General features: G+C 63.9%; 26 protein-coding genes and 1 pseudogene. 7 read left to right on the top strand and 20 right to left on the bottom strand.

Annotated features, from left to right (window positions below; all coding sequences use genetic code 11):
- Nucleotides 1–15: 15 nt before the first annotated feature.
- The 3 genes and pseudogenes from JOH52_RS04825 to JOH52_RS04815 all read left to right on the top strand — a co-directional run.
- Nucleotides 16–207: pseudogene (locus JOH52_RS04825) on the top strand (VirB8/TrbF family protein); the annotation flags it as partial.
- A 46-nt stretch (nt 208–253) separates the two neighbouring features.
- Nucleotides 254–496: a type II toxin-antitoxin system Phd/YefM family antitoxin gene (locus JOH52_RS04820; RefSeq protein WP_010968496.1), complete on the top strand. Its 243-nt coding sequence runs from the start codon at nt 254–256 to the stop codon at nt 494–496.
- Entirely contained in the window at nt 496–921 is a 426-nt protein-coding gene (locus JOH52_RS04815; RefSeq protein WP_003529815.1) for a type II toxin-antitoxin system VapC family toxin, read from the top strand. The genes JOH52_RS04820 and JOH52_RS04815 overlap by 1 nt, the downstream gene beginning before the upstream one ends.
- Nucleotides 922–950: 29 nt before the next feature.
- Here JOH52_RS04815 and guaA read toward each other — a convergent pair whose 3' ends face one another.
- From guaA to JOH52_RS04800, 3 genes are all read right to left on the bottom strand, one after another.
- Nucleotides 951–2,513, bottom strand: coding sequence for a glutamine-hydrolyzing GMP synthase (guaA, locus tag JOH52_RS04810; protein ID WP_010968497.1), 1,563 nt, complete (start codon nt 2,511–2,513; stop codon nt 951–953).
- A 106-nt stretch (nt 2,514–2,619) separates the two neighbouring features.
- Nucleotides 2,620–3,258 carry a 5'-methylthioadenosine/S-adenosylhomocysteine nucleosidase gene (locus tag JOH52_RS04805; protein ID WP_010968498.1) on the bottom strand — a complete coding sequence of 213 codons (639 nt, stop codon included), beginning with the start codon at nt 3,256–3,258 and terminating at the stop codon, nt 2,620–2,622.
- A complete protein-coding gene (locus tag JOH52_RS04800) occupies nt 3,255–3,707 on the bottom strand; it encodes a PaaI family thioesterase (protein ID WP_010968499.1) in 453 nt (150 codons plus the stop codon). Before JOH52_RS04800 ends, JOH52_RS04805 begins: the two co-directional genes overlap by 4 nt.
- 160 nt (nt 3,708–3,867) lie before the next feature.
- On the opposite strand from JOH52_RS04800, the gene JOH52_RS04795 reads away from it, so the two are divergent.
- Entirely contained in the window at nt 3,868–4,419 is a 552-nt protein-coding gene (locus JOH52_RS04795; protein ID WP_015445544.1) for a GNAT family N-acetyltransferase, read from the top strand.
- Here JOH52_RS04795 and JOH52_RS04790 read toward each other — a convergent pair.
- The 10 genes from JOH52_RS04790 to JOH52_RS04745 all read right to left on the bottom strand — a co-directional run bounded on the left by JOH52_RS04790 (nt 4,368) and on the right by JOH52_RS04745 (nt 16,085).
- Complete coding sequence (locus JOH52_RS04790) at nt 4,368–5,501, bottom strand: DUF1513 domain-containing protein (protein WP_010968501.1); 1,134 nt, start codon at nt 5,499–5,501, stop codon at nt 4,368–4,370. The genes JOH52_RS04795 and JOH52_RS04790 overlap by 52 nt on opposite strands.
- 213 nt (nt 5,502–5,714) lie before the next feature.
- The gene (gene corA, locus JOH52_RS04785) at nt 5,715–6,704 is read right to left on the bottom strand and encodes a magnesium/cobalt transporter CorA (RefSeq protein ID WP_010968502.1); all 990 of its coding nucleotides are present in this window, start codon (nt 6,702–6,704) and stop codon (nt 5,715–5,717) included.
- Between the two features lie 219 nt (nt 6,705–6,923).
- On the bottom strand, nt 6,924–8,051 hold the full coding sequence (locus JOH52_RS04780) for an imelysin family protein (RefSeq protein WP_010968503.1): 1,128 nt from the start codon (nt 8,049–8,051) through the stop codon (nt 6,924–6,926).
- The gene (locus JOH52_RS04775; RefSeq protein ID WP_010968504.1) at nt 8,051–9,601 is read right to left on the bottom strand and encodes a di-heme oxidoreductase family protein; all 1,551 of its coding nucleotides are present in this window, start codon (nt 9,599–9,601) and stop codon (nt 8,051–8,053) included. Before JOH52_RS04775 ends, JOH52_RS04780 begins: the two co-directional genes overlap by 1 nt.
- 48 nt (nt 9,602–9,649) lie before the next feature.
- Complete coding sequence (locus JOH52_RS04770; RefSeq protein WP_010968505.1) at nt 9,650–10,930, bottom strand: imelysin family protein; 1,281 nt, start codon at nt 10,928–10,930, stop codon at nt 9,650–9,652.
- A 154-nt stretch (nt 10,931–11,084) separates the two neighbouring features.
- The gene (locus tag JOH52_RS04765) at nt 11,085–12,374 is read right to left on the bottom strand and encodes an RsmB/NOP family class I SAM-dependent RNA methyltransferase (protein ID WP_014530020.1); all 1,290 of its coding nucleotides are present in this window, start codon (nt 12,372–12,374) and stop codon (nt 11,085–11,087) included.
- A 136-nt stretch (nt 12,375–12,510) separates the two neighbouring features.
- Nucleotides 12,511–12,885, bottom strand: a complete 375-nt coding sequence (locus JOH52_RS04760; protein WP_003529787.1) for a septal ring lytic transglycosylase RlpA family protein — start codon at nt 12,883–12,885, stop codon at nt 12,511–12,513.
- Nucleotides 12,886–13,346: 461 nt separating this feature from the next.
- Nucleotides 13,347–14,222: an SDR family oxidoreductase gene (locus tag JOH52_RS04755; protein ID WP_010968506.1), complete on the bottom strand. Its 876-nt coding sequence runs from the start codon at nt 14,220–14,222 to the stop codon at nt 13,347–13,349.
- Nucleotides 14,219–15,382 (bottom strand): tRNA epoxyqueuosine(34) reductase QueG, encoded by a 1,164-nt coding sequence (queG, locus tag JOH52_RS04750; RefSeq protein WP_013845014.1) that lies wholly within the window; start codon nt 15,380–15,382, stop codon nt 14,219–14,221. Before queG ends, JOH52_RS04755 begins: the two co-directional genes overlap by 4 nt.
- Nucleotides 15,383–15,392: 10 nt before the next feature.
- Entirely contained in the window at nt 15,393–16,085 is a 693-nt protein-coding gene (locus tag JOH52_RS04745; protein ID WP_003529784.1) for a glutathione S-transferase family protein, read from the bottom strand.
- Between the two features lie 156 nt (nt 16,086–16,241).
- On the opposite strand from JOH52_RS04745, the gene JOH52_RS04740 reads away from it, so the two are divergent.
- A complete protein-coding gene (locus JOH52_RS04740) occupies nt 16,242–17,048 on the top strand; it encodes an undecaprenyl-diphosphate phosphatase (RefSeq protein ID WP_010968508.1) in 807 nt (268 codons plus the stop codon).
- Nucleotides 17,049–17,158: 110 nt separating this feature from the next.
- Here the strand turns inward: JOH52_RS04740 and JOH52_RS04735 are convergent, their stop codons facing one another.
- From JOH52_RS04735 to dnaN, 7 genes are all read right to left on the bottom strand, one after another.
- Nucleotides 17,159–17,320: a hypothetical protein gene (locus JOH52_RS04735; RefSeq protein WP_003529782.1), complete on the bottom strand. Its 162-nt coding sequence runs from the start codon at nt 17,318–17,320 to the stop codon at nt 17,159–17,161.
- 248 nt (nt 17,321–17,568) lie between these two features.
- Complete coding sequence (locus JOH52_RS04730; protein ID WP_013845015.1) at nt 17,569–18,549, bottom strand: complex I NDUFA9 subunit family protein; 981 nt, start codon at nt 18,547–18,549, stop codon at nt 17,569–17,571.
- 120 nt (nt 18,550–18,669) lie between these two features.
- Nucleotides 18,670–18,957: a DUF1330 domain-containing protein gene (locus JOH52_RS04725; RefSeq protein ID WP_026030294.1), complete on the bottom strand. Its 288-nt coding sequence runs from the start codon at nt 18,955–18,957 to the stop codon at nt 18,670–18,672.
- A 105-nt stretch (nt 18,958–19,062) separates the two neighbouring features.
- Nucleotides 19,063–19,767 (bottom strand): orotidine-5'-phosphate decarboxylase, encoded by a 705-nt coding sequence (gene pyrF / locus JOH52_RS04720; RefSeq protein WP_010968510.1) that lies wholly within the window; start codon nt 19,765–19,767, stop codon nt 19,063–19,065.
- 7 nt (nt 19,768–19,774) lie between these two features.
- On the bottom strand, nt 19,775–20,356 hold the full coding sequence (locus JOH52_RS04715) for a histidine phosphatase family protein (RefSeq protein WP_010968511.1): 582 nt from the start codon (nt 20,354–20,356) through the stop codon (nt 19,775–19,777).
- A gap of 14 nt (nt 20,357–20,370) precedes the next feature.
- The gene (pmtA, locus tag JOH52_RS04710; protein ID WP_010968512.1) at nt 20,371–20,973 is read right to left on the bottom strand and encodes a phospholipid N-methyltransferase PmtA; all 603 of its coding nucleotides are present in this window, start codon (nt 20,971–20,973) and stop codon (nt 20,371–20,373) included.
- Nucleotides 20,974–21,176: 203 nt separating this feature from the next.
- Nucleotides 21,177–22,295, bottom strand: coding sequence for a DNA polymerase III subunit beta (gene dnaN / locus JOH52_RS04705; protein WP_014530023.1), 1,119 nt, complete (start codon nt 22,293–22,295; stop codon nt 21,177–21,179).
- Nucleotides 22,296–22,539: 244 nt separating this feature from the next.
- Between dnaN and rsmI the strand changes: the two genes are divergently transcribed.
- Both rsmI and JOH52_RS04695 read left to right on the top strand, forming a co-directional pair.
- The gene (gene rsmI, locus JOH52_RS04700; RefSeq protein WP_015008045.1) at nt 22,540–23,502 is read left to right on the top strand and encodes a 16S rRNA (cytidine(1402)-2'-O)-methyltransferase; all 963 of its coding nucleotides are present in this window, start codon (nt 22,540–22,542) and stop codon (nt 23,500–23,502) included.
- On the top strand, nt 23,492–23,860 hold the full coding sequence (locus tag JOH52_RS04695) for a YraN family protein (protein ID WP_003529772.1): 369 nt from the start codon (nt 23,492–23,494) through the stop codon (nt 23,858–23,860). Before rsmI ends, JOH52_RS04695 begins: the two co-directional genes overlap by 11 nt.
- Nucleotides 23,861–23,899: the final 39 nt, after the last annotated feature.

The raw sequence follows: 23,899 nt of genomic DNA, 5'->3' as shown, positions 1-23,899 counted from the left end.
TCTGCTAAGAGCTGGATGAGGAAAAGTGCGCTGCTGGCAGCGGAAGTCCGCCTCGATCGCGGCGCGGGCGCGCTCAACGACTACGCCCGCACCAACGATCCCTTCACCAAGGTCGGCCAAGCAGCAGATCGCCGTGGACGTTACCAGCGTCATTCGCGCTTCGCCGATAGTTTCCGCGTCGCTGGCGGCGACATTCACTGGAATTCTTAAAGTCAGCACGCTATATGACTATCTACATGGTCAGGAGGGTGACGTGGACGCAGTCAATCTGGCGGATGCCAAGGCACATCTGAGTGAGCTTGTCGATCGGGTCGAGGCGGGGGATTCGATCGAAATCACTCGGCGCGGAAAGCCTGTCGCCCGGCTTACGGCCGTGGCCAGGCCGCGCAAGCGGATCGATGCAGCCCTGCTCCAGTCGCTTACGGCGACCATGCCGCTACAGTCCGGCAGCGCCGCCGATCTGGTGCGTTCGATGCGGGATGACGATCGCTACTGATGCTCTATCTGGACACGTCGATGATTGTCGCGGCCCTTTCCAACGAAGCGATGACGCCGCGTGTCCAGGGCTGGCTGGCGGAGCAGGATCCGGCTGAACTGCTGATAAGCGACTGGACCGTCACTGAGGTTTCCTCGGCCATGGCGATCAAGCTGCGGACCGGCCAGATCGACCTGGAGCAGCGCGCCGCGGCGCTTGCGATATTCAACAAGCTGGTCGCCGAGAGCTTGACCGTGCTGTCCGTGACGGGCGGACAGTTTCGGGCTGCCGCCAAGTTCGCCGATCAACACATGCTCGGGCTTCGCGCCGGCGATGCGCTGCATCTTGCCGTGGCGTCGGAGCATGGCGCTACGGTTCACACACTCGATCGTCGACTTGCCGAGGCGGGGCCAGCGCTCGGCGTTCCGACGCGACTTATGGTTTGATCGCGACTGACTGCCGGGAGCCTCTTATCTCACTCCCACTCGATCGTGCCCGGCGGCTTCGACGTGACGTCGTAGACGACGCGGTTGATGCCGCGGACCTCGTTGATGATGCGGGTGGCGGCGCGGCCGAGGAATTCCATGTCGTAGTGGTAGAAGTCGGCGGTCATGCCGTCGACGGAGGTGACGGCGCGCAGCGCGCAGACGAATTCGTAGGTGCGCCCGTCGCCCATGACGCCGACCGTCTGCACGGGAAGCAGCACGGCGAAGGCCTGCCAGATAGCGTCGTAGAGGCCGGCCTTGCGGATCTCGTCGAGATAGATCGCATCGGCTTCGCGCAGGATTTCCAGCTTCTCGCGCGTGATGCCGCCGGGGCAGCGGATCGCGAGGCCGGGGCCGGGGAAGGGATGGCGGCCGATGAAGCTTTCGGGCAGGCCGAGTTCGCGGCCGAGCACGCGGACTTCGTCCTTGAAGAGCTCGCGCAGCGGCTCGACGAGCTGCATGTTCATGCGCTCCGGCAGGCCGCCGACATTGTGGTGCGACTTGATCGTCACCGAGGGGCCGCCGGTGAAGGAGACGCTTTCGATGACGTCAGGATAGAGCGTGCCCTGGGCGAGGAAATCGGCGCCGCCGAGCTTCTTGGCCTCTTCCTCGAAGACCTCGATGAAGAGACGGCCGATGATCTTGCGCTTGGTCTCCGGATCGCTGACGCCTTCGAGCTCGCCGATGAAGCGATCGGAAGCGTCGATATGGAGCAGATGGAGGTTGTAGTGCTCCTTGAACATGGCGACGACGTTCGCCGCCTCGTCCTTGCGCATCAGACCATGGTCGACGAGGATGCAGGTAAGCTGATCCCCGACCGCTTCGTGGATGAGGAGAGCTGCCACGGATGAATCGACGCCGCCGGAAAGCGCGCAGATCACCTTCTTGTCGCCGACCTGCTTGCGGATCGCCTCGACCGCCTTGGCGCGATAGGCCGACATGGTCCAGTCGCCGGTAATGCCGGCGATCTTGTGGACGAAGTTGGCGATGAGCTTCGCGCCGTCAGGCGTATGCACCACTTCCGGGTGGAACTGGACGGCATAGTACTTGCGCTTTTCATCGGCGATGAAGGCGAAGGGCGCATTGGACGAGGTGGCGACGACTTCGAAGCCCTCGGGCAATGCGGTAACCCGGTCGCCATGCGACATCCACACCTGGTGGCGCGAACCGAGCGACCAGAGGCCGTCGAAGAGCGGGCAATCCTTTTCGACCTCGAGGAAGGCCCGGCCGAATTCCCGGTGATGGCCGCTCTCGACCTTGCCGCCGAGCTGGGCGCACATGGTCTGCTGGCCGTAGCAGATGCCGAAGACCGGCAGGCCGCTGTCGAAGATGACGGAGGGCGCGCGGGGCGAGCCGGTATCCAGCGTCGAGGCCGGGCTGCCGGACAGGATCACCGCCTTCGGCTTCAGACGATGGAAGCCTTCCTCGGCCGACTGGAACGGCACGATCTCGCAATAGACGCCGGATTCGCGCACGCGCCGGGCGATGAGCTGCGTCACCTGGCTGCCGAAATCGACGATGAGGACGGTATCGGGATGGGCTGTCTGGGTCATAGCGGGCCTTCAAGCAAGCTTGATCATGGCGAGCCTTTAATGAAAGCCCGCTGCCGGCGCAACGATAACATTGCACCCGGACAATCAAGCATCCGCTACAGAACGCTCAGAGCTGGATCTCGCCTTTCTCCAGCGCCGCCTCCAGCTGGTCGACGGCGGCCGCAAGCTTCTCGTCGATGACGTGCAGATACTCGGTCCAGTCGCCGACATGCTTCAGTTCCGCCTTGCCGTCCGAGATGCCGCGGAGCCCTATGAGCGGAACGCCGAAAGCCTGGCAGGCGCGCAGGACTGCGAAGGTCTCCATCTCGACCATGTCGGCGTCGATCTGCTCATAGGCGTTGCCGGAGACGATATCGGCGCCGGTCGAAAGCCGGGCCTTCCTAACGCCGGGAATGCTGAGCGGCAGTTTGACGACCGCCGGCAGATCGAGGAAGGGCGTTGCGCCCTTCTCGAAGCCGAGCGGAGAGGCATCCATGTCGCGATAGGCGACGGAGATCGCCTGGTAGACTTCGGTCTGTTCGAGCGTCGCGGAGCCGGCCGAGCCGAGCGACACGACGAGGTCCGGCAGGCTGCCTTTGGCGTCGAGCTCCGCAAGCGCCCGGGTCAGGCTTACGGCCGCTTCGACCGGTCCGACGCCCGTCATCAGCGGCACGATCCGGCCACGGAGGCAAGGGCCGTACTCCGCATCCACGGCCATCACATAGAGGATGTTTCTCCCCGCTACGGCCTTCAGCTCGAAACTCATCCTTCGATACCCTCGCGTCCGCGCACCACCATCATCGTTCCGGTCATCGAGGCGATGAGCTTGGCGGGTCCGTCGGGCCTGACCGCATAGGCCCGCCCGTCGGAAACGATGATGGTCGTGCCGGGCTTCGTCACCTCGCCGCGAAACAGGAACCGCTCGCCGCGTCCGGGCGAGAGAAGATTGACCTTGAACTCGATCGTCAGCAGCGATGCCTCGGGGTCGATCACCGAATAGCCGGCATAGGTCCCCGCCGCATCGAGCGCGGCGGAAATCACACCGGCATGGAGAAGGCCGTGTTGCTGCGTCAGCTTGGCATCGAAGGGCAGCTCGATCTCGACCGTTCCCGGCTCGACGCGCGTGAGCTCGGCCCCGATCGTGCGCATGGCGGCCTGTCGCCTGAAGCTTTCCCGGATGCGCTTCTTGAAGTCGGGGGGATCGCTCTCATCCATCGGTCGGCCGGCCTTGATTTCCTCGGAGCACCACTGTGCGAGTTTTCCGGACACTGGCATGCCGGTTGCAGCGCGGCAAGCGTAATTCAAACGCACCGGGGACGATCATTTCCAGCCGTTCATGGTTTTGCGGCGAAGCGGCGACACCTATATGTTGCCTATGAAGAGCTTCCGGCGCATCGAAATCCGGCCGGCCGTTCCCGACGATCTCATGATGATCGCTTCGGTCCTGGTCAGCACCTGGCGTGCGACGTTTCGCGGCATCATCGCGGATGCCTATCTCGACGCCATGACCGTTGAAGATCAGGCCATCCGGCACGCGCGGCGCATGCGCTTTCCGGGCTCCTTCATGATGGCCGCCGCCGACATGGCCGAAGGGCGGGTGATCGGCTTCGCCAATTACGGCAAGGCCAGGGGCATGCCGCCCGCTTTCGATCGGGAACTCTACGAGCTCTATCTCCTGCCGGAGTTCCATGGCGCCGGGCTCGGTTCCGCCCTGGTGCGCAGCGTCGCCGCCCATTGCCGCGAGACGGGGGGCACGTCGCTCTTTGCCTGGGTGCTGAAAGACAACCCCAACAGGGCCTTCTACGAGCGGCTCGGTGCCCGCGCGGTGGGCGAGGGCCGGGTCGGCGTCGGCAGAGAAAGCCTGGATCAGGTTGCTTATCGCTGGGATGATCTCGTGACGCTCTCGGACTTCGGTGCGTCGACCTGATCGCCGAGCCGGACGATGTGCTGGTCCCAGGCGACGGCACTCACGCGCTTCTCGAACCGGCCGCCATAGGTGGAGACGGCAAAACCGTGCTTCGCCGCGGCAACGCCTGCTGCGTCCGTTACCTGTTCCTCCCTGAGGACGGCGCCCGTTTTCGCGTCCAGGGTGACGGCGACGTTGCCCTTGGGAGAGGTGAGGCCGACCAGTCCGTCGCGGCGGTTGACCGCGATGGCACCGACATAATTGGCGAGCGCCGCCGTGGTGCGTTCCGGCAGACCGACGAAGGTCAGGTCCTCGCCCTTGGCGAAGTGCCCGACCAGCGGCGGAAGGTCGTTGCGCGCGCCCTCGTATTGGCAGGCGAACCAGACACGTCCGTCAGCGCCGATGTCGACATGGCGGGTCGAAAGGCGGTTGAGATCAGGCGGCAGCACATGCTTCTCGATGAGCGCCCCCGTCGCGGCGTCTACGAGGGCGAGGCTCGGCTGCATGCGGTCGAGATTGAGCTTGGTGCGGCCGAAATCGGGGTGGGTCTCGATGCCGCCATTGGCGATTGCGAGGGTGCGTCCGTCGGCGGCCAACGTCATGTCGTGGGGGCCGATACCGTAAGTCGGGAATTCGCCGATCCGGGCAAAACCCCGGCGGCCGTCATAGATGCCGACCATGCCGCGATTGGCGGAGAAGTCGTTTTCGGTCGCATAGAGCAGACGGCCGTCGGCCGAGAAGCAGCCGTGCCCGAAGAAGTGGCGGCCCTCGGCGGAGGTGATGACGACCGGCTCGGCGGCGCCGTCCGGCGCAAAGATCATGGCATAGGTGCCCGGCCGCCGGGCAAAGGCGACCGCCCGCCGGCTTGCCGGGGAGAAGGTCATGCCGTGCGCACGCGCCGGCAGCAGCCTCCGCTCCACGATCTCGCCCGCTTCCGTGAGCGTCGCGACCCCGTAGCTGCCGTCCGGCGCCATGAAGGCCGAGGCGAAGACGGCATCGGCCCTTTCCAGGGCAAAGGCGCCCCGGGGGGAAAGCGCCGCCGCCCAGGCGGCACCCGCCATTTTAACGAAGCTGCGGCGGTCGATGAGGGTATTGGTCTTCATGCGATTTCCTGCAACGGGCGGAGACGAGGCGAAAACCCCTCCCCACAAGGCCACAAGGGGGAGCGGCTTTGCCCCGCGGCGACCCCAGCCATTTTCCACCGTCGCTCTTGGCGCGACGGATTGGTGGATCGGGGCGGGGTGGCCTTGCCGGCCCCTCCCCCTTGTGGGGAGGGGTTGGGGAGGGGTCTTTTGACCTTAGGCTCGACCTCCACCTTACAGCCAACCTCGGCGTTTGAAATAGACATACGGCAACAGGGCCGAGGCGATCATCAGTATCAGCGCATAGGGATAGCCGAACCGCCAGGTGAGTTCCGGCATCACCTCGAAGTTCATCCCGTAGATCGAGGCGACGAGCGTCGGCGGCAGGAACACGACGGCGGCGACCGAAAAGATCTTGATGATCTGGTTCTGCTCGAGGTTGATGAGCCCCAGCGTCGCGTCGAGCAGGAAATTGATCTTGTTCGACAGGAACAGCGCGTGGTCTCCAAGGGATGCCGCGTCGCGCTGAACGAGCTTTATCCGCTGCCGGCTCTCCTTGGCCGCCTTGCGGGGCGTGCTCCCTTCGATGGCGACGTGATAGGCGACGAGCCTGCCAATGCTGACGAGGCTTTCGCGGATGACGGTCAACAGGTCGCCCTTCTGGCCGATCTGCTCGATCAGCGACTGCAGGTCGCGCGTCTTCTTGGTGGCGCTGGCGTTCGACTTGCGGAAGACCTCCCGCGAGATCTGATCGACGTCGTTGCCGGCGCGCTCCAGGGCATCCGCCGTACGGTCGATCATCGCCTCCAGCAGGCCGAGCATCACGAGCTCTCCCGTCTCGCAAGCCGCGCCGTTCGGCTTCATGATGCGGTTGGCATAGACCTGGAAGGGCTTCGGTTCCGCGTGGCGGACGGTCACGAGTGTCGCGCCTTTGAGGATGAAGGTGACGGGCACCTTGGCCGGGTAATCGCTGTCGAGCTTGGCGGTCGCCGTCATCGTCATGAACTCGGCGCCGTCCTCCTGGTACAGCCGGTCGGAAAGTTCGATTTCCTGCATCTCGTCACGGGTCGGGATGGCAATGCCGAGGCGCTCCTCGACAAGGCGCGTTTCCTCGCTCGACGGATTGAAGAGATCGAACCAGATCACCGGTTCCTGGCATGCCAGGCCGTCGAGGAGGTCGACGAGCACAAGACGGCTGTTCTGGCTTTTGTAGATGCGCAGCATTTCAGGGCTCCATGGGGCCGAGTCATCCGACCGGCGGAGCCCTGATCAAATCAGGTCCGGACGGCCGTGAGCATGAAGGCTCGACTTCGACTGTCGGGGTTCATCTTGAGTTGATCCTTGTTGGTGAGACATGTCCGCGCGGGCGGCCATGGGTGCGCTTTGCTCCGAAATGCCCTGCTTGTCAACCATCGGGTTCCGCAGCGTTTTCACGTTCCCGTGTCAGTCCCCGTCGGCGAAGGAGAAACCGGCGCCAAGCCCGATCGAACCGCCGAATTCGCGATTGAGCCGGTCGAGCAGATCGGCCGTGTTGAGCGCGATGAAATCGAGCGTGGCGCGCTGCCTCTCATCGGCAAGCGCTGCGCCGACAGGCCCTTCGATCCGGTCGGCAGCGGCGATCAGAGCTTTGAAGAGGAAGTCGATCGAGCCCGCGATCGAACGGCTGTCAGCCGGCAGAAGGCGCTCCATGCCGGCCGTATCGAAGAGCCTGTGCAGGGCGCTGAAATTGGCGGAGATCGCCGGCATCGTGTTGGCCGAGCGCCAGTAGATCGCAAGCTTCGGATGGCCTTTATCGGGCTTCCCGTCGACCGTTCCGGCGTAGAAGGGCCGCAGCCTCTGATCCTTTATCATCTCGACGCTGTGGACGAGGACGCCCAGAAGCGCGGTCGCGGCTTCCTTGTTGTCGCGAAAGAGCGGATTGCCCGGGCCTGGCTCCTTCCATGCGGCCTGGATGCCGTCCGGCTTTTCCCATTCCGCAAGGAACTCGCCTGCGATGCTCCTCAGGTTTTCCGAGACGGCAAGCCCATAGCGGCAGCGAAAGCCGCCGTTTTCGCCGGAGAGGGCTTCCGCACCGGTGCCGTAGAGCACGAATTCGAGCGCCCCGAGCCCCTGGACCGCGACGCTCTTCCCCTTGAGATTTTCCGCCCTGGCGGCGCTCTCGTCTTTATTGGCGAGGATTGCCTGCACCTGCTTCAAGCCCGTGCTCTTCCGGTCGGGATAGAAGAGGAAGCGTTCGAAACGATTCTGCTCGAGGGCCGGACCGAGGCGGATGATCTCGATTGTGGACCACGTTTCGACGACGTCGGAGAAGGCCGACCGCGCGGCTTCGAGCGCGGCCTCGGAAGGTGACTTGCAGAGCGCGGCGCTCGCTTCGGAGAGGGCGTTCGTCGCCCGCGCGAGATCGCGATAGCCGGGAATGATGAAGCCGTCCACGGCCTGCGTCATCACGCTCGGCACGGCCGCCTCCTCGACGACGCGCGGGGAAAGCGCACCGCCTTCCTGCGCCGCCGCGGGGGCACCCAGGAATATCAGGCCAAGGGCGAGGGGAAGGCTCGCGAAGGGAAGGCGCATCAGAGGGACTCCAGGAATGTGATCAGGGCTTTGCGGTCGTCCTTCGGCATGGCGGCGAAGGCATTGCGTGCCTTCGCCGCTTCGCCGCCGTGCCAGAGTATGGCTTCGGCCAGATTTCGGGCGCGTCCGTCATGGAGAAGGAAGCTGTGCCCACTGACGGTCTTGGTCAAGCCTATGCCCCAAAGCGGGGGTGTGCGCCATTCGCGGCCACTGGCCTCGCCGACCTGCTGGCCGTCGGCGAGGCCTTCGCCCATGTCGTGCAGGAGGAAGTCGGAATAGGGCCAGATGAGCTGAAACGCCTGCGCCTGGTGCGTGGCGTCGCGGCGGGTCACGAATTTAGGTGCGTGGCAGGCGGCGCAGCCGGCGTCATGGAAGAGCCGTTTGCCCCTCAAGGTTTCCGGAAATCTCGCCTTGCGGCGAGCAGGCACGGCAAGATTGGAGGAATAGAACGTCACGAGGTCGAGCACCGGGTCGGGCGCTTCGACCGCTCCGAGCCGCGGCTGCACGCCGTCCGGCAGATCGAGGCAGCCCGTCTGGGCAGCCGTGCAATCGCCATGACTGCGGTCGAGATCGGAGGTGGAGATGCCGATATCGACGGCAAAGGCATCGGCGACCTGCTGGCGCACGGACGGGTTCTGCGCTTTCCAGCCGAAGCGGCCGAGGGTGACGAGGCCGGTCCGGCGCTCGCGCACGAGGGCCGGCCGTCCGCTGATGCCGTCGCCGTCGCGATCCTCCGGATCGGCGCGCGCCAGAATGTCGGCCTCGTGGATGGCCTCGATGAGACCGATGCCGATCATCGGCGAGGCGACGCGCGGCGACAGCGTCGTGGCCGCATCGAGCGGTCCGTAACCGGGATCGGCGATCGCGTAATGCGGCTTGCGGAGCGGGACCGTTTCGCCGCCGGCAAGCGTCACCGGTTCTTCCGTATAGGTGATGTCGAGGCGGCCCTCGGCAGCAAGCCCCGGCACGGCGCTGTCCTGAAGCTGAGCACCATAGACCGGGTCGGGAAAGTTGAGCCGTGCATGGGAGGCGAACTCCGCGCGCTCGGCATCGTCGCGCGGGGCACGGGCGAGCCGAAAGAGCATCGACGTCGCGTCGACGGCCCCCTCGGGCGGACGGCCGCGTCCGTCGCGGACATGACAGCTCTCGCAGGCCCTCGCATTGTAGAGCGGCCCAAGCCCGTCCGAGGCCTGCGTGGACGACGGCGAGGAGACCCAGAGTTTTTCGAAGAGCGCCTTGCCGAGGTGGAAATCCTGCTCGTCCTCGAAAGGGAGATTGGCGGAGGCGTGCGAAAAGGCCCTCCGGTCGGGAGGTGCAGGCGTCGTCGCAGCGCCGCCCGGCATCGACTCGAATGGCTCAGGTCTGGAAAAATCGGTGGTTGGGCGCGTGACCGTCAGGACGCGCTCAAGGTCATGGGCGGAAAGGTCGTCGCGAACAGGCGCGCACCCGACACCCGCCCTTTGCGCGATACCGCCATCGCACGACGCCGCGGGGGCGAAGCCAATGAGCGCGGCAACGGTTAGCGCTAGAAAGCGGGCGATCGTTCTCATCGAGGGAGGCCGGGCCGCCACCTGTCCGTCGCGGCCCGTCTTTTCAGCTTATTGGAAGACGGCGCCAGGATTATCCAGGCTGTCGGAACCTTCAAGTTCCACCGTGCCGAGATCGAGCGCGGCGATGACGCGTTCGACGGTCTTCGCCTGGGCGATCAGCCCGTCGATCGCCGCCTGAACCGTCGCATTGCCCTCCGCGTTGCCCTCGCCGATCATCTGGTCGTAGGCTTCGCCCGTTTCTGCGCGCTTGGCCATCACCTGCATCTTCTCGACCGTTGTGGCGAGACCATCCTTCATTTCCTTGTCGAGGGCCGCGTCCTTGGCCGCGACGAGCTCGGAAAGCGAAGGGCCGGTAAGCTTGCTGCCGTCGACGCGGGTATATTCGCCGCTATAGGCCGACTGGATGCCGATCGCGTCGTGCAGGTGCGAGTTGTGGGTATTGTCGGAGAAGCAGTCGTGCTCCTCTTCCGGATCGTGGAGGAGCAGGCCGAGCTTCATGCGCTCGCCCGCGAGTTCGCCATAGGAGAGCGAGCCCATGCCGGTAAGGATCGCCACGAGGCCGGCCTTCGGATCCGCCTCGACCGCCTTGGTCGCAGCGCCGTCCGGTGTCCAGTTCGCGACCATCTCCTCGAGGTCGGAGACGAGCAGGCTCGTCGCTGCCTTCAGATAGGCGGCGCGGCGGTCGCAATTGCCGTTGGTGCAGGCCTTGGTGTCGAAATCCGTATAGGGCCGGTTGCCGGCGCCCGGGCCCGTTCCGTTCAGATCCTGCCCCCACAACAGGAATTCGATCGCGTGATAGCCGGTCGCGACATTCGCCTCGATGCCGCCTGCCTCCTGCAGCGTGCCGGAGAGGAGCTCCGGCGTGATGTTCGTGGCATCGACATCCTGTCCGTCGACCTTGATCGTCTTGTTGGCGATCACATTGGCGGTGAAGAGGGCGTTCTCATCGCTCTCGCTGCCGTAGCTGGCGTCGACATAGTCGATGAGGCCCTCATCCAGCGGCCAGGCATTCACCTTGCCTTCCCATTCGTCGACGATCGTGTTGCCGAAGCGATAGACTTCGGTTTCCTGATAGGGGTTGCGTGCCCTCAGCCAGGCCTCCCGCGCGGCCTTCAGCGTTTCCTCGCTCGGGCCTGCAATCAGTGCATCCACGGCCTTTTCCAGCGCTTCTGCCGTGGCCAGTGCATCTTCGTATTTGGCGTGCGCAACGGCCGCGTAATGCTTGACGACCGCGGCTGCGTCCGTCGCCGCATTCGCCGGCTGCAACGCCAGCGCCGATGTCGCCGTCATGAGCGCCAGCGCCGCGGCGCGGATGAAATTCTTGGACATGACCCTCTCCTTGTTGCTCGTCGATAGAGCGTACAGCTCCAACCCCGTGAAAAGCGCAAGAGTCATGGACCAAAAGTAAACTGGTGTCAAAGTGTATAGTTTAGAACGGCTTGAAGTTGCCGCCCGCCTCGAACGGCCGGAATCCCCGGGCTGCCTAACGCTTCCTGCCCATGAGACAGAAGAAGAATCCGTCGGTTCCGGTCGATGCCGGTGTCAGCGTGACGGTCTTCATATCGGTGGACCAGGGCTGTGGCTTATCGGTGCCGAAGAGCGCCGCCCAGTTGTCGGCGGCCGAGAGGACCTCGAATTCCGGATTGTCCTCGCAGAAGCCGTAGACCTGCGCCTCGTTCTCCTCCGGAAGGACGGAACAGGTGACGTAGATCAGATGTCCGCCGGGGCGCACGAACTGGGCGGCACCGGCAAGCGCCTCCTCCTGCTGGGCCAGTCGTTCCTCGAGGTTCTTCTGCGTCAGGCGCCATTTCGTGTCGGGGCGGCGCCGCCAGGTTCCGGTCCCGGTGCATGGCGCATCGACAAGCACGCGATCGACCCGCCCGATGAGCGATGTGAGCGACTCGGTCGACTCGTGCACCTGCACGTTGCGGGTGCCGGCACGCTTCAGACGCTCGATAATGGGCGCCAGCCGTTTGCGGTCGGCGTCGTAAGCGTGGACCTGGCCCTTATTGTTCATCGCCGCCGCCATGGCCAATGTCTTGCCGCCGCCGCCGGCGCAGTAATCGAGGACCTGCTCGGCCTCGCCAGGCAAGGCGAGGTCTGCGACAATCTGCGAGCCCTCGTCCTGCACCTCGAACCAACCCTTCTGGAACGAGATTTCCGCCGTTACGTTCGGCAGGCGCGATGCGCCCTCGCCGGCGGGAATGCGCACACCGTGCCGGGCAATCGCCGCAGGCTCGGCGCCGCTGCGCTCCAGCGCCTTCAGCACCTTTTCGCGCGTCGCCTTCAGCGTGTTGACGCGCAGATCGAGAGTCGGCCGGCCGGCAAGAGCCTTCGCCTCGGCGAGCCAGTCGTCGGAGAAATTCTCTTCGAACGAGCCTTGCGTCCATTCCGGAATATCGCCCTGCACATGCAGGGGAGCATCTTCGAGCCGTCGCTGGGCGAAGGCCTTCATCATCGCTTCCGAAGGCGCTTCGGGCGCGAACCTGTCGTCGGCGAGTTCCGCCGCAAGCGTGTCGGCGCGAAAGCCCCATTGCCGGTACATGACCGCATGGCCGAGGGCTACCGGGGTGTCGCTGTCCATGAGGTAGGCGTGGGAGAGTTTCATCCGCAGGGCATCATAGACGATGTTGCCGATGGCGGCGCGATCGCCGGAGCCGGCGAAGCGGTGGGACAGGCCCCAATCCTTGAGGGCATCGGCGACGGGTCGCCTGCGCTTTTCGATATCGTCAAGAACCTCGATGGCCCCGGAGAGCCTTCCGCCCAATCGCATCTTCGATGAACTCCTTTTTCGCCGTGGTAGCGGCGATGACATCGAAGAGCAAGACGGCGGCCGCATTATGTAAGGGGCGCGACCGGCCCTTGCAGTCTGGCTCGCCCGAGATGAACCGGGCGAATCCTGCGCATCGTCAGGAATTGACGACCGTGTAACAGATGCTGGCGGTGCCGGAGCGGATCATGCCGATCTTGGAGGCGGCCGCCTTGGAGAGATCGATCACCCGGCCGCGAATGAACGGGCCGCGATCATTGATCCGGACGACGACGGACTTGCCGTTGCGCTTGTTGGTCACCTGGACCTTCGTGCCGAATTTCAGTTTGCGATGCGCGGCGGTCAGGTGCGCGGCATTCATTCTTTCGCCGGAGGCCGTTTTGGAGGAAAGCGCGTACCAGGATGCTCCCCCGCAACCAGCGCCTGCTGCCTGACTTTCGGATGCCGAGACCAGGCCCATCCCGACGGTGAATAGTGCTGCCGCGGCAGCAGTCTTGATTTTCGCTGGCGTCAAGCGATGCCCCCTTCGGTTTGAAAAATTCGTCAGTTCCCTTTGTTGATCGAGCTAATTGAGGTGAAACATGGCAAAAACGTGCTTCAACCGTTAAGTTCTCATTAGGAATGTCTGAAGACCTGTTGATTTTAAAAATAAACAACAGATTGAATTAGTTTAGAATTGCGAGGGAAGTTCTTTGGAATCAGCAACTAAGCGCTGCTGGCGGCGCGCCGGCCCGCGCAGCGACGCCTCTCGCAAATAAAATCATTAAAATTTTCGCCTTGCATGAAAAATCGGGAATCGAGACCGTTGAATTCTTGCTACTAGCGCCAAGGTTGTGGAAAATGGCGAAGTATAGGCCGAATAATGACAGCATAATCGTGTCAAGGCGATTCGCGTGAAATCAATACTTTCAAAACGGCGTTAGACTTGCTTGACATCCCGCGCGATATTCTGGTCGGCCTTGAGGAAATAGGTGCTTATTTCCGGTCCCAGGTTCCCGATGTCCACAGCTGTGCAAGCGACACGCGATAGTTCGGGAAGTCCGGATCGAAGCCCGCCTGGCGCAGTCGCGCATTGGAGACACGCTTGTTCTCGCCGTAGAAAGAACGCGCCATGGGGGACATATCTGCGGTTTCGAACGGGATCTCGGGCGGAGGTTCGACGCCCATCAGCCGGGCGGCTTCCTGGACCACATCCTGTGGTGGCGCCGGCTCGTCGTCGGTCACGTTGAAGACGCCGCCCACGCCCCGCTTTGCGAGAAGGGCGGTCGCCGCGCCGATGTCTTCGACGCGGATACGGTTGAAGACCTGGTTCGGCTTGATGACGCGGCGCGCCGTGCCTTCGGAGAGATTGCGGAAGGCATTGCGGCCCGGGCCGTAAATGCCTGCAAGCCGAAGCACCGCCACCGGAATGCCGCGCTGTGCGCCGTGCTCGAGCCAGGCGTTTTCGGCTTCCACACGCTCCAGCGAGCGCTGCGAGACCGGGTTGAGCGGCGTATCCTCGGTGACCCAGGCGCCGCCGTGATCGCCATAGACGCCGACCGTGGAAAGATAGCCCACCCACTCCAGCCGCGGCAGAAGTTCGGCAAGCGGCGGCGTTCCGGCGCGAAACATCGGGTCGCCATCGCGGCCCGGCGCGATCGACTGAACGAGGTGGGTGGTTTCCCTCATCACATCCTTGAGCTCGTCCGATATTTCCGCGCCGTCGAAGAGGATCGGGCGGATACCGGCAGCCTGCAGGCGGCCGAGCTTTTCTGCCGCCCGGGTGGTGCCGGACACGGACATCGCCAGGGGAGCGAGCGCGCTCGCGATCGCCGTGCCGGAATAGCCCGCACCAAGGATCAGGACATTCATCGGTTCACTCCCGCCATTTGCCATTCCGCAAGAACCTCGTCATCGGTTTCAGGCCCGCATTGCCGGGCGAAGACCGCCAGATCGGCGGATGAAATCAGTCGCGAAAGCGCCCAGACCGCCATCCCCCTGACGGTCGGCGATGCATCCGCCGCCAGCGCCTTGCAGACCTCTATCAGGCTCTTCTCACCGGAATTGCCGGCGGCGATCAAGGCATTTCGGACGAAACGATCACGCCCGATGCGCTTTACCGGTGATCCGGAAAAGAAGGCCCGGAAACCTGGGTCGTCGAGCGTCAGCAGGAAGGAGAGCTCCGGTTCCCTGAGATCGTCCCGCGCCTGGAGTTTCATTTCCGATGCCGAACGCGCGAACTTGTTCCAGGGACAGGCGGCGAGACAGTCGTCGCAGCCATAGATGCGGTTACCGATCAGCGGCCGCAACTCAGGCGCAATCGATCCCTTGTGCTCGATCGTGAGATAGGAGATGCAGCGTCGCGCGTCGATGCGGTAGGGCGCCGGAAAGGCATCGGTCGGACAGGCGTCGAGGCAGGCCCGGCAGGAGCCGCAATGGTCGCGCTCGGGCTCGTCTAGGTCCAGTTCGGCTGTCGTGAAGAGGCTGCCGAGAAAGAGCCAGGAGCCGAATTCGCGGCTGACCAGATTGGTGTGCTTGCCCTGCCAGCCGATGCCGGCCTTTTCCGCAAGCGGCTTCTCCATGACAGGGGCGGTGTCGACGAAGACCTTCACGTCTTCGCCCGCCCGGGCGGCAAAGCGCGTGGCGATCTCTTTCAGCCGGCCCTTGACCACGTCGTGATAGTCGCGATTGCGGGCATAGACGGAGATCGCGCCGCGATCGCGTCTGGCGAGGACCTCGCGCGGGTCGTCCTCGGGAGCGTAATTCATGCCGAAGAGGACGATCGAGCGCACTTCGCTCCAGAGGACGCGCGGATCGGACCGGCGCTCGGCTGTCTCGGCAAGCCAGTCCATCGTACCATGGGCGCCGGCAGCCAGGAACTGCCTCAGCCGCTCGGGCGCCTGGGGTATGGCGTCCGGATGGGTGATGCGACAGATGTCGAACCCCTTGGCCGCGGCTTCCTCTTTCAGGAAGGCGGTAAGGGTCCGTCGTTTCCTGCCCTGGTTGTCCGCTTTTGCAGCGTCGCCGGGCATGATCTGGTCCTTAAAAGTCGAGATCCGCATAATGTGAGACCGGGGTCACGCCGCGCACCCGCTCGGCGAGCAACGGCCGGAAAGATGGGCGCGACTTCAGCCGCTGGTACCATTCCTTGGCGGTCGGCGCATCGGACCAGTCGATCTCTCCGAGATAGTCGAGCACGGAAATCGCCGCGGCTGCGGCGAGATCCCCATAGGAGATGCGGTCGCCGGCAAGCCAGGGGCGCGATCCGGCGAGCCACGAGAGATACTTCATGTGCTGGCGGATATTGCTGCGCGAGGTGCGGAGAATTTTCGAATCCGGCGCACCGCCGCCCTGGTCCGGGGTCATCTGCAGCTTGAAGATTCGCTCGCGCACGAGCGGGCGCGTCACGTCGGCTTCCATCTTCTGCAGGAACCATTCCGTGAGCCGGCGGATTTCGGCGCGCTGAAACGGGTCCTCGGCAAGAAGACGGCGATCGCGCTTCATGATGCCGCTGGTCTCGTCGAGATATTCGGAGATGATCGTCGCGCCGCAGAGCGCGCGCATGCTGTCATCGACATAGACGGGCAGAGTGCCGGCGGGATTCAGCGTCAGGAAGTCGCGCCGGTTCTCCCATGGCTGTTCTTCGCTCAGTTCCGTCTGATAGCCATATTCTGAGAGAATAAGGCGTACGAACCGCGAAGCAGGGGACATGGGGTGATGATACAGTGTCGGCATCGATGATCAGATTGCAGCTGTTTTCGGGGATATCGGCGTCGCGGCATATGCAACTGGCCACGGCTCGTTACAACGAGCTATAGGTAGTTGCGGTGGCAAACACAAGAGAATCGACCTTCTCCTCCCACATCCAATTATATCAGGAATAGCTTTTACATGGCGGATCAATCGATCATAAGCGCGCTCGTCCTCGGGCTCATCGAAGGGCTGACGGAGTTCATCCCGGTCTCGTCGACGGCGCATGTGCTGCTTGCCGGACACTTCCTCGGATTCAAATCGCCGGGAAACACCTTTGCCGTTCTGATCCAGCTCGGCGCCATATTGGCGATCCTGCTCGTCTACTTCCAGAAGCTGCTGGCGATCGCGCTCGCCCTTCCGACGAGCGTCAAGGCCCGCCGCTTCGTCTTCTCGGTTCTCCTCGCCTTCCTGCCGGCGGCGCTTATCGGTGCTGCAGCGCATGGGTTCATCAAGTCGGTGCTTTTCGAGACGCCGATGCTCATCTGCGTCGTGCTGATCGTCGGCGGCATCATTCTTTATGCGATCGACCGGCTGCCTTTGACGCCCCGCTACACCGACGTGTTCGACTATCCGCCTTCGCTCGCGCTGAAGATCGGCCTCTTCCAGTGCCTCGCCATGATCCCGGGAACGTCGCGTTCCGGCGCGACCATCGCCGGGGCCCTGCTGATGGGGACCGACAAGCGCTCCGCCGCCGAGTTTTCCTTTTTCCTGGCCATGCCGACCATGGTCGGAGCCTTTGCGCTCGACCTCTACAAGAACCGGGATGCGCTCTCCTTCGACGATGTCGGACTGATCGCCGCCGGTTTCATCGCCGCATTCATCGCCGGAATTTTCGTGGTGCGCTCGCTGCTCGACTTCGTCTCGCATCGCGGCTTCACGCCCTTTGCGATCTGGCGCATCCTCGTCGGCACCGCCGGGCTGGTCGGTCTGTGGCTGCTCGGATAACGCAGTCCGGAAACATAAAGCCGGATGCGTCTCTTTCGAAACGCACCCGGCTCCTGGCCCCCGCCAAAACTCAACATGCCCGGCTCGAAGCCGAGGCGAAAATGTCCGGCTTACTCGCCGGCAAACCCGATCGACGCCGTCGTGCACGGGTTGACACCGTAGGCCGGCGTGCAGCCCTTGTTGCTGCTGGCCACGGTGCCGGGTGCCATGAACGAGCCAGCCAGAATGATCAGTGCCGCAGACGCAAAAAAGATTGCGATCGACTTGCCCATGGGACGTTATGCCTTTCGAGTGTGATGTCTGCACCGGCGGCGCTCGCCGAGCGGTCAGTGCGAGCGGTGTTTATTCTGCGATCATGTCATGATCAATATCAGGGCGGGCTGAATCTGCGGTAAACGGGATTCGGATTTGCAACTGCGGCAGAACTGCAACGCTGTTGCCGAACGGGCACAGCGGGGGGCCGCAAAAAAGCCGCCGGCGGAGCCGGCGGCCTGAATGCGTACGGTAGTGATGCGACGGCTCAGGCGGCGCGGCCGCTGCGCGTATATTGCCCATGCGGGCGATAGCGTACGAGATAAGTCGGCAGGATCGACTCGAGCATCGTCGGCTCGATGCCGATACCTGCAAGCGTGCGGCCTTCCGCTTCGGCCTTTGCCGAGACGACATTGTCCGATTTCAGCAACACCACCTGGTCGGCGGTGAGCGGCGGCGTGATGAACGGCACGAGCGAGGCGACGCTGCCCATCAGCGAGGCGATGCCGAAGGGTAGCGACACGAAGGAGCGCTTGCGGTCGATCGTCTTCAGCATGATATCGAGACATTCGCGGAACGAGAGCACCTGCGGCCCGCCGAGTTCGTAGATCGTCCCACCGGTGAGCGTGCCGTCGACGGAGCGGGCCACGGCCTCGGCAACGTCGGTGACGTAAACCGGCTGAAACCTGGTATTGCCGCCGCCGATGAGCGGCAGGACCGGCGAGAACCGGGCCATTTCGGCGAACTTGTTGAAGAAGCCGTCTTCGGGGCCGAAGATGATCGACGGGCGGAGGATCACCGCGGCCGGAAGCGTTTCGAGGATCGCAGCCTCGGCGCGTCCCTTTGTCCGGGCATAGCTCGACTCGGAGTTTGCGTCGGCGCCGATCGCCGAGATATGGGTGAGCGTGGCGCCCGTCGCCCGGGCCGCCTCGGCGACCGCCCGCGCGCCGAAATCCTGGACCGCCTCGAAGGTGTTGCGGCCGCTTTCGAAGAGCACGCCGACGCAGTTGATCACATGGTCGGCGCCGTCGACAGCGCGATCGACCGACCTGCGGTAGCGCAGATTGGCCTGAACGAAGGAGATTTGCCCGACATTGCCGAGCGGTTGCAGGTGGCCGGCGAGATCCGGACGGCGAACCGCGACGCGAATGCGGTAGCCGCGTTTGGCGAGCGCGCGCACCACATGACGGCCGACAAATCCGGATCCGCCGAAAATCGTCACCAGCGGCGGAAGGTTGGACAAAGTCATGAGAAACGCACTCCTGATGTCAATGGTAGAATTGCTTGCTACATAGCCCAAGCGTCGAGCGAGGTGAAGGCCAATCCGCACGCTTCGGAAGCGTGCTCCGATGCGTCGCGGAACCTCGCCTCAAACACCCTCTACGACGACCATTTCGGCATCGGCGACTTCCTGGCGGATGGCCGCGGCAATCTGGTATTCGGGCGAATTGTAACAGTCGACGGCCGCCTGCAGCGAGGGGAATTCGATGACGACGTTGCGGGTACGAGCGGCACCTTCGAGCCGACGGAACTGCCCGCCGCGCGCGAGGAAGGTCGCGCCGTATTTTTCGAAGGCGGGCGTCGCCGCTGTCACGTAATCCTTATAGCGTTCGGGGTCCCTTATATCGACCCGAGCGATCCAGTATCCTTTGGCCATGATGAACTCCTCGTCTTTCACGAAACGCAGACGGGATGGTTACTTCCGGCAAAATGCGCCCCAGGTCAAGCAGGCCCGAACGTCGCCCGAGCGCTATACGGCGGATCAACGGGAGAGGGCGCTCTCCATTTCGGCCAGGATCGCGCGGCTTGCTGCGAGAGGGTCGGGCGCGGCAACGATCGGCCGCCCGACGACGAGGTGGCTCGAGCCGGCGCGAAGCGCGTCGGCCGGCGTCATCACCCGCTTCTGGTCGCCTTTTTCCGCACCGGCCGGGCGGATGCCCGGCGTCACCAGCGCCATGTCGCCGCCGATGATCTTTCGCACGGCGGCGGCCTCCTCCGCCGAGCAGACGATGCCCCCCATGCCTGCGGCGCGGGCCTGTTCGGCGCGGCGCAGGACCAGGCTGTGCGGATCATATTCATAACCGGCATCGATGACGTCCTGTTCGTCCATCGAGGTGAGCACCGTCACGCCAAGAAGGCAGAGGTTCGAGCCCCTGGCCGCTTCGACCGCCGACTTCATCGCCTTCGGATAGGCGTGCAGCGTCAACATCGACACGCCCATCTTGACGATGTTCTCCACGCCCTTGGCCACCGTGTTGTCGATGTCGAGCAGCTTCATGTCGAGGAAGACCTGCTTGCCGCTCGCGGCGAGATCGCGCGCGAAGTCGAGGCCGCCGGCGAAGGCCAGTTGATAGCCGATCTTATAGAAGAGGACTTCCTCGCCGAGCGTCGAGACGATTTTCTCGGCCTCGGTCACCGTTGGAAGATCAAGGCCGACGATCAGCCGGTCGCGCGCGCTTGTGCTCATATCGAGATCACCCCTGCCAGAACTCCATCGGCGTCCAGTCGCATGTGACGGCGCGATCCGCAAGACGGAAGGCGAAGAGATTGCCGCCGCCCGGCGGCTGATCGGTGCTGCGGGCGATCGCCGTGCCCGTCATCCGGCATTTGAGCAGCGTACCGACGCCGCCATGGCCGATGAAGGCGATGGGCACTGCCGGATCGTGCCGGTCGAGAACCTGGAAGACGGCCCTGGAGATTCGCGCCTGGGCGTCGACGGCACGCTCCCAGCCCTTGAAGCTCTCTTCAGGCCGGGCAAAGAACTGATCGGCCGCCTTCTCGAACTCCTCCGGCGGCAGGAAGCCGGTCGCGGAACGGTCGTTCTCGCCCATCTCTTCGTCCGTTTCGACCGGGATGCCGGCAGCGTCGGCCAGGAACCGCGCCGTTTCGATCGCCTTCTTCTCGCCACTGGCCAATATGCGTCCGAGCAAACGGACCCATGGCTGTTTCGCCGTGGCGCGCATGCGCTCTTCGCCCAGCTCGGACAGACCCCATTGGGGCACGGAGACGGCGGGATCGATTCTGACCTGCGGATGGGTGAGATAGATGCCGAACACCGGACTTGGCGCCGTCAGTGCGTCTTGCGGTAGATCCACAGCTGCGCCGGCGGAATGTTTCGCACGACGAAGTCGAAATGCTGGATTCGGTAGCGGTCCGGCATGGCGACCACCGGCGACATCGGACCGTAGGAGATCTGAACGACCGGGCGGCCGAAGGGAATGCGCGAGAGCAGGTCTTCTATGAGTTCGACGCGGCGATGCATCGGGAAATTCAACAACGGTACGGCGGAAATGACGCTGTCGAACTGCTGATCCTTGAAGGCCCCAAGCGTGCGGGAAAGATCGAAGGCGTCGCCGTTGATGAAATGCACGCCGTCGAAATGCGCCTTGAGCTGCTTGTAGAAGTCGGTGGAGTATTCGATGGAAACCAGCTTTTCAGGCTCTATGCCGCGCTCGAGGATCGCCTTGGTGATCACCCCGGTGCCGGGGCCAAGCTCGAGGACCGGCAGACCGGATTCTGGATCGACTACGCTGGCCATGCGGCGTGCCGTGATGGCGGAAGTCGGGAGGATCGCGCCGACCGCGCGGGTATTGCTCATCCAGCCCTTGAAGAAGCGGATCTCTTCGTCGAATTTCCGACCGAATTTTTCCTTCACCCTCAAGCGCAAGCTCATCGAATCCCCTCGCAGTATGATTTGCAGTTGCGCTCTTATCGTGATTCGTGTGGCTGCGTGAGCGCTTATTCATAATGTGCTTCCATCTGCGGCAAAAACAAGTCCGACTGCGTCTAAAAGCGACAGATCATGAACGATGCGCGACGGGTACATATGAAAAAGCCCGCCGAACGGCGGGCCTTTATCGCAGTCTGCGGCACGTGTTACACGCGCATCGGCATCAGCACGTAGAGCGCATCCTCCGCGGCAAGATCGCGCACGAGCGTCGGCGAACCGGGATCGGCCAGCAGGAAGACCGCCTCGCTGCCGGTCAGTTGCCCGGTGATGTCGAGAAGATATTTGGCGTTGAAGCCGATCTCGAGCGGATCGCTTTCGTAGCCGACCGGCAGTTCTTCGGTGGCGCTGCCGGAATCCGGGTTGTTCACGGTCAGCGTCATCTGGCCGTCGGCAAGCGCGAGCTTCACGGCGCGGCCGCGTTCGGAAGAGATCGTGGAGACACGGTCGACGGCCTGCGAGAAGGACTGGCAATCGACGCGCAGCTCCTTGTCGTTGCTGGCGGGGATCACGCGCTGATAGTCGGGGAAGGTTCCGTCGATCAGCTTCGACGTCATGACGATGGAGCCGATCGTCAGGCGGATCTTCGCGTCCGAGACCTCGACCGTCACCACCACGTCCGGACTGTCGAGAAGTTTCTGCAGTTCGCTGACGGTCTTGCGCGGAATGATGATGCCGGGCATGCCCTCGGAGCCCGACGGCGCTTCGACATCCGCACGGGCGAGCCGGTGGCCGTCGGTCGCGACGGCGCGCAGCTTCAGGTCGCCGTTGCTCTCGACCGTGTGCACGAAGATGCCGTTCAAATAGTAGCGTGTCTCTTCCGTCGAGATCGCGAACTGGGTGCGGTCGATCAGCACCTTCAGATCGGGCGCCTTCAGGCGGAAGGAGTGCGAGAACGTGCCGGCGGTCAGATCGGGAAAATCCGACTGAGGCAGGCACTGCAGCGAAAACTTGGAGCGGCCGGAGGCGACGGTCATCGCCGTGCCTTCAGCATTGGTGGCCAGCCGCACCTCCGAGCCGTCCGGCAGCTTGCGGACGATGTCGTAGAGCAGATGCGCCGGAACGGTGGTGGCGCCGGCCTGTTCCACCTGCGCCGGCGTCGCCTCGGTAATCTCCAGGTCGAGGTCGGTCGCCTTCATTTCGAGGCTGGCGCCGTCGGAGCGCAGGAGCACGTTCGAAAGGATGGGGATGGTGTTTCGCCGTTCGACCACGCGGTGGACATGGTTTAGCGATTTCAAAAGGTTGGACCGCTCGAGAGTAATACGCATGGATGCTACCGCTTTCAACCATTGCCGCGCGGGCGAGGGGACCGCCGCGGCGTCAACTGCGTGCCCCGGCCGCTCGGCCGGAAGGATGTGGACGGGCAAAATGGCAGAAAGAGAGCCGCAAAAGCAAGGGGTTTTGAGCCCTCTTCCCCAAATGCGAGACTGCAGGCGCGGCCCGCCCTTGCCCCGGGCTCCCCGCTCACTCATAAAGGGCGCGAACCCGGTTTGGCCGGAATGGTCGATCGGAATGATCGGGCCAGGAGTGATTGGGAAGGCGGCGTTGCAAAAGCAGCAATCGACGGATGCATCCGAAAAGGAACGGCAGCGCGGTTTTCGCCTGCACAATACGAACATTCCTGCGCGCCCGCTGGAGCCGTGCCTTTATCTCGTGGCAACGCCGATCGGCAATCTCGGCGACATCACGCTGAGAGCCCTAGAGACGCTTGCCGGGGCCGATGTGCTCGCTTGCGAGGACACGAGGGTGACGCGGGTGCTTTTGGACCGCTACGGCATCGTCAATCGGCCCACCGCCTATCACGAGCACAATGCCGCCGAGGCGGGGCCGCGACTGCTTGCAGCACTTGGCAATGGGAAATCGGTGGCGCTCGTCTCCGATGCCGGTACGCCGCTCGTCTCCGATCCGGGCTATCGCCTGGCGCAGCAGGCGGTCGAGGCGGGCTACCGGGTCGTTCCCATACCTGGCCCCTCGGCGCCGCTTGCGGCCCTCGTCGGCTCCGGCCTTCCGAGCGATGCCTTCCTCTTCGCAGGCTTTCTGCCGGTGAAGGACAAGGCGAAGCGCGACCGGCTCGCCGAACTCGCGGCCGTTCCCGCCACTCTCATCTTCTTCGAGTCCCCGCATCGCATTGCTGCGACCGTCACTGCTGCGGCCGAGGTCCTCGGCGCAGACAGGAGGGCGGCCGTCTGCCGCGAACTGACCAAGACCTTCGAGGAGTTCCGCCGCGGAACGCTCGGCGAACTCGCGGCGATTTACGACGAAAGCGCCAATGTGAGAGGCGAGATCGTCCTCGTGGTCGGTCCGCCAGAGGCAAAGCCCCAGCCGGAGGCGGCCGACGTCGACGCACTGCTCAAGGAACTCGCCCGCGACCTGCCGATGGGCAAGGCCGCGACCGAGGCGGCGCGCCGCACGGGGCTGGCGCGCAAGGAGCTTTACGACCGGCTCCTTCATCTCAAGGATGGCGATGAAGGCTGAGCGACCGGACACCCGCAAGCTGAAGGCGCTGAAGCGGGGCCACATCGCCGAATACCGCGCCGCGCTCTGCCTGATGCTGAAGGGCTATCGCATCGTTGCCATGCGCTATCGCACCAGGCTCGGCGAGATCGACATCATCGCCCGGCGCGGCGACCTGGTCGCCTGCGTCGAAGTAAAGGCCCGGGTGAGCCTGGAGGATGCGGTCTTCGCCGTCACAGACACGGCGCAACGGCGCATCCGGGCGGCAAGCGATCTCTGGCTGTCGCGCCAGGGCGATTTCCACCGCCTGTCGGTGCGCTACGATATCGTCGCCGTAACGCCGTGGCGCTGGCCGCGGCACCTGCCGGACGCCTTTTGATGACGCCTTTTGATAGGCGGGAGCGGCGGGAACCTTCTT

This window comes from Sinorhizobium meliloti (assembly GCF_017876815.1).
Classification (GTDB): Bacteria; Pseudomonadota; Alphaproteobacteria; order Rhizobiales; family Rhizobiaceae; genus Sinorhizobium; species Sinorhizobium meliloti.
This window is presented reverse-complemented; position numbering and strand designations above follow the sequence as displayed.

Bases quoted from the DNA above. Each gene is read 5' to 3' on its own strand.
- JOH52_RS04815 (WP_003529815.1), top strand. From the start codon at position 496: ATGCTCTATCTGGACACGTCGATGATTGTCGCGGCCCTTTCCAACGAA.
- guaA (WP_010968497.1), bottom strand. From the start codon at position 2,513: ATGACCCAGACAGCCCATCCCGATACCGTCCTCATCGTCGATTTCGGC.
- JOH52_RS04805 (WP_010968498.1), bottom strand. From the start codon at position 3,258: ATGAGTTTCGAGCTGAAGGCCGTAGCGGGGAGAAACATCCTCTATGTG.
- JOH52_RS04800 (WP_010968499.1), bottom strand. From the start codon at position 3,707: ATGGATGAGAGCGATCCCCCCGACTTCAAGAAGCGCATCCGGGAAAGC.
- JOH52_RS04795 (WP_015445544.1), top strand. From the start codon at position 3,868: ATGAAGAGCTTCCGGCGCATCGAAATCCGGCCGGCCGTTCCCGACGAT.
- JOH52_RS04790 (WP_010968501.1), bottom strand. From the start codon at position 5,501: ATGAAGACCAATACCCTCATCGACCGCCGCAGCTTCGTTAAAATGGCG.
- corA (WP_010968502.1), bottom strand. From the start codon at position 6,704: ATGCTGCGCATCTACAAAAGCCAGAACAGCCGTCTTGTGCTCGTCGAC.
- JOH52_RS04780 (WP_010968503.1), bottom strand. From the start codon at position 8,051: ATGCGCCTTCCCTTCGCGAGCCTTCCCCTCGCCCTTGGCCTGATATTC.
- JOH52_RS04775 (WP_010968504.1), bottom strand. From the start codon at position 9,601: ATGAGAACGATCGCCCGCTTTCTAGCGCTAACCGTTGCCGCGCTCATT.
- JOH52_RS04770 (WP_010968505.1), bottom strand. From the start codon at position 10,930: ATGTCCAAGAATTTCATCCGCGCCGCGGCGCTGGCGCTCATGACGGCG.
- JOH52_RS04765 (WP_014530020.1), bottom strand. From the start codon at position 12,374: ATGCGATTGGGCGGAAGGCTCTCCGGGGCCATCGAGGTTCTTGACGAT.
- JOH52_RS04755 (WP_010968506.1), bottom strand. From the start codon at position 14,222: ATGAATGTCCTGATCCTTGGTGCGGGCTATTCCGGCACGGCGATCGCG.
- queG (WP_013845014.1), bottom strand. From the start codon at position 15,382: ATGCCCGGCGACGCTGCAAAAGCGGACAACCAGGGCAGGAAACGACGG.
- JOH52_RS04745 (WP_003529784.1), bottom strand. From the start codon at position 16,085: ATGCCGACACTGTATCATCACCCCATGTCCCCTGCTTCGCGGTTCGTA.
- JOH52_RS04740 (WP_010968508.1), top strand. From the start codon at position 16,242: ATGGCGGATCAATCGATCATAAGCGCGCTCGTCCTCGGGCTCATCGAA.
- JOH52_RS04735 (WP_003529782.1), bottom strand. From the start codon at position 17,320: ATGGGCAAGTCGATCGCAATCTTTTTTGCGTCTGCGGCACTGATCATT.
- JOH52_RS04730 (WP_013845015.1), bottom strand. From the start codon at position 18,549: ATGACTTTGTCCAACCTTCCGCCGCTGGTGACGATTTTCGGCGGATCC.
- JOH52_RS04725 (WP_026030294.1), bottom strand. From the start codon at position 18,957: ATGGCCAAAGGATACTGGATCGCTCGGGTCGATATAAGGGACCCCGAA.
- pyrF (WP_010968510.1), bottom strand. From the start codon at position 19,767: ATGAGCACAAGCGCGCGCGACCGGCTGATCGTCGGCCTTGATCTTCCA.
- pmtA (WP_010968512.1), bottom strand. From the start codon at position 20,973: ATGAGCTTGCGCTTGAGGGTGAAGGAAAAATTCGGTCGGAAATTCGAC.
- dnaN (WP_014530023.1), bottom strand. From the start codon at position 22,295: ATGCGTATTACTCTCGAGCGGTCCAACCTTTTGAAATCGCTAAACCAT.
- rsmI (WP_015008045.1), top strand. From the start codon at position 22,540: ATGATCGGGCCAGGAGTGATTGGGAAGGCGGCGTTGCAAAAGCAGCAA.
- JOH52_RS04695 (WP_003529772.1), top strand. From the start codon at position 23,492: ATGAAGGCTGAGCGACCGGACACCCGCAAGCTGAAGGCGCTGAAGCGG.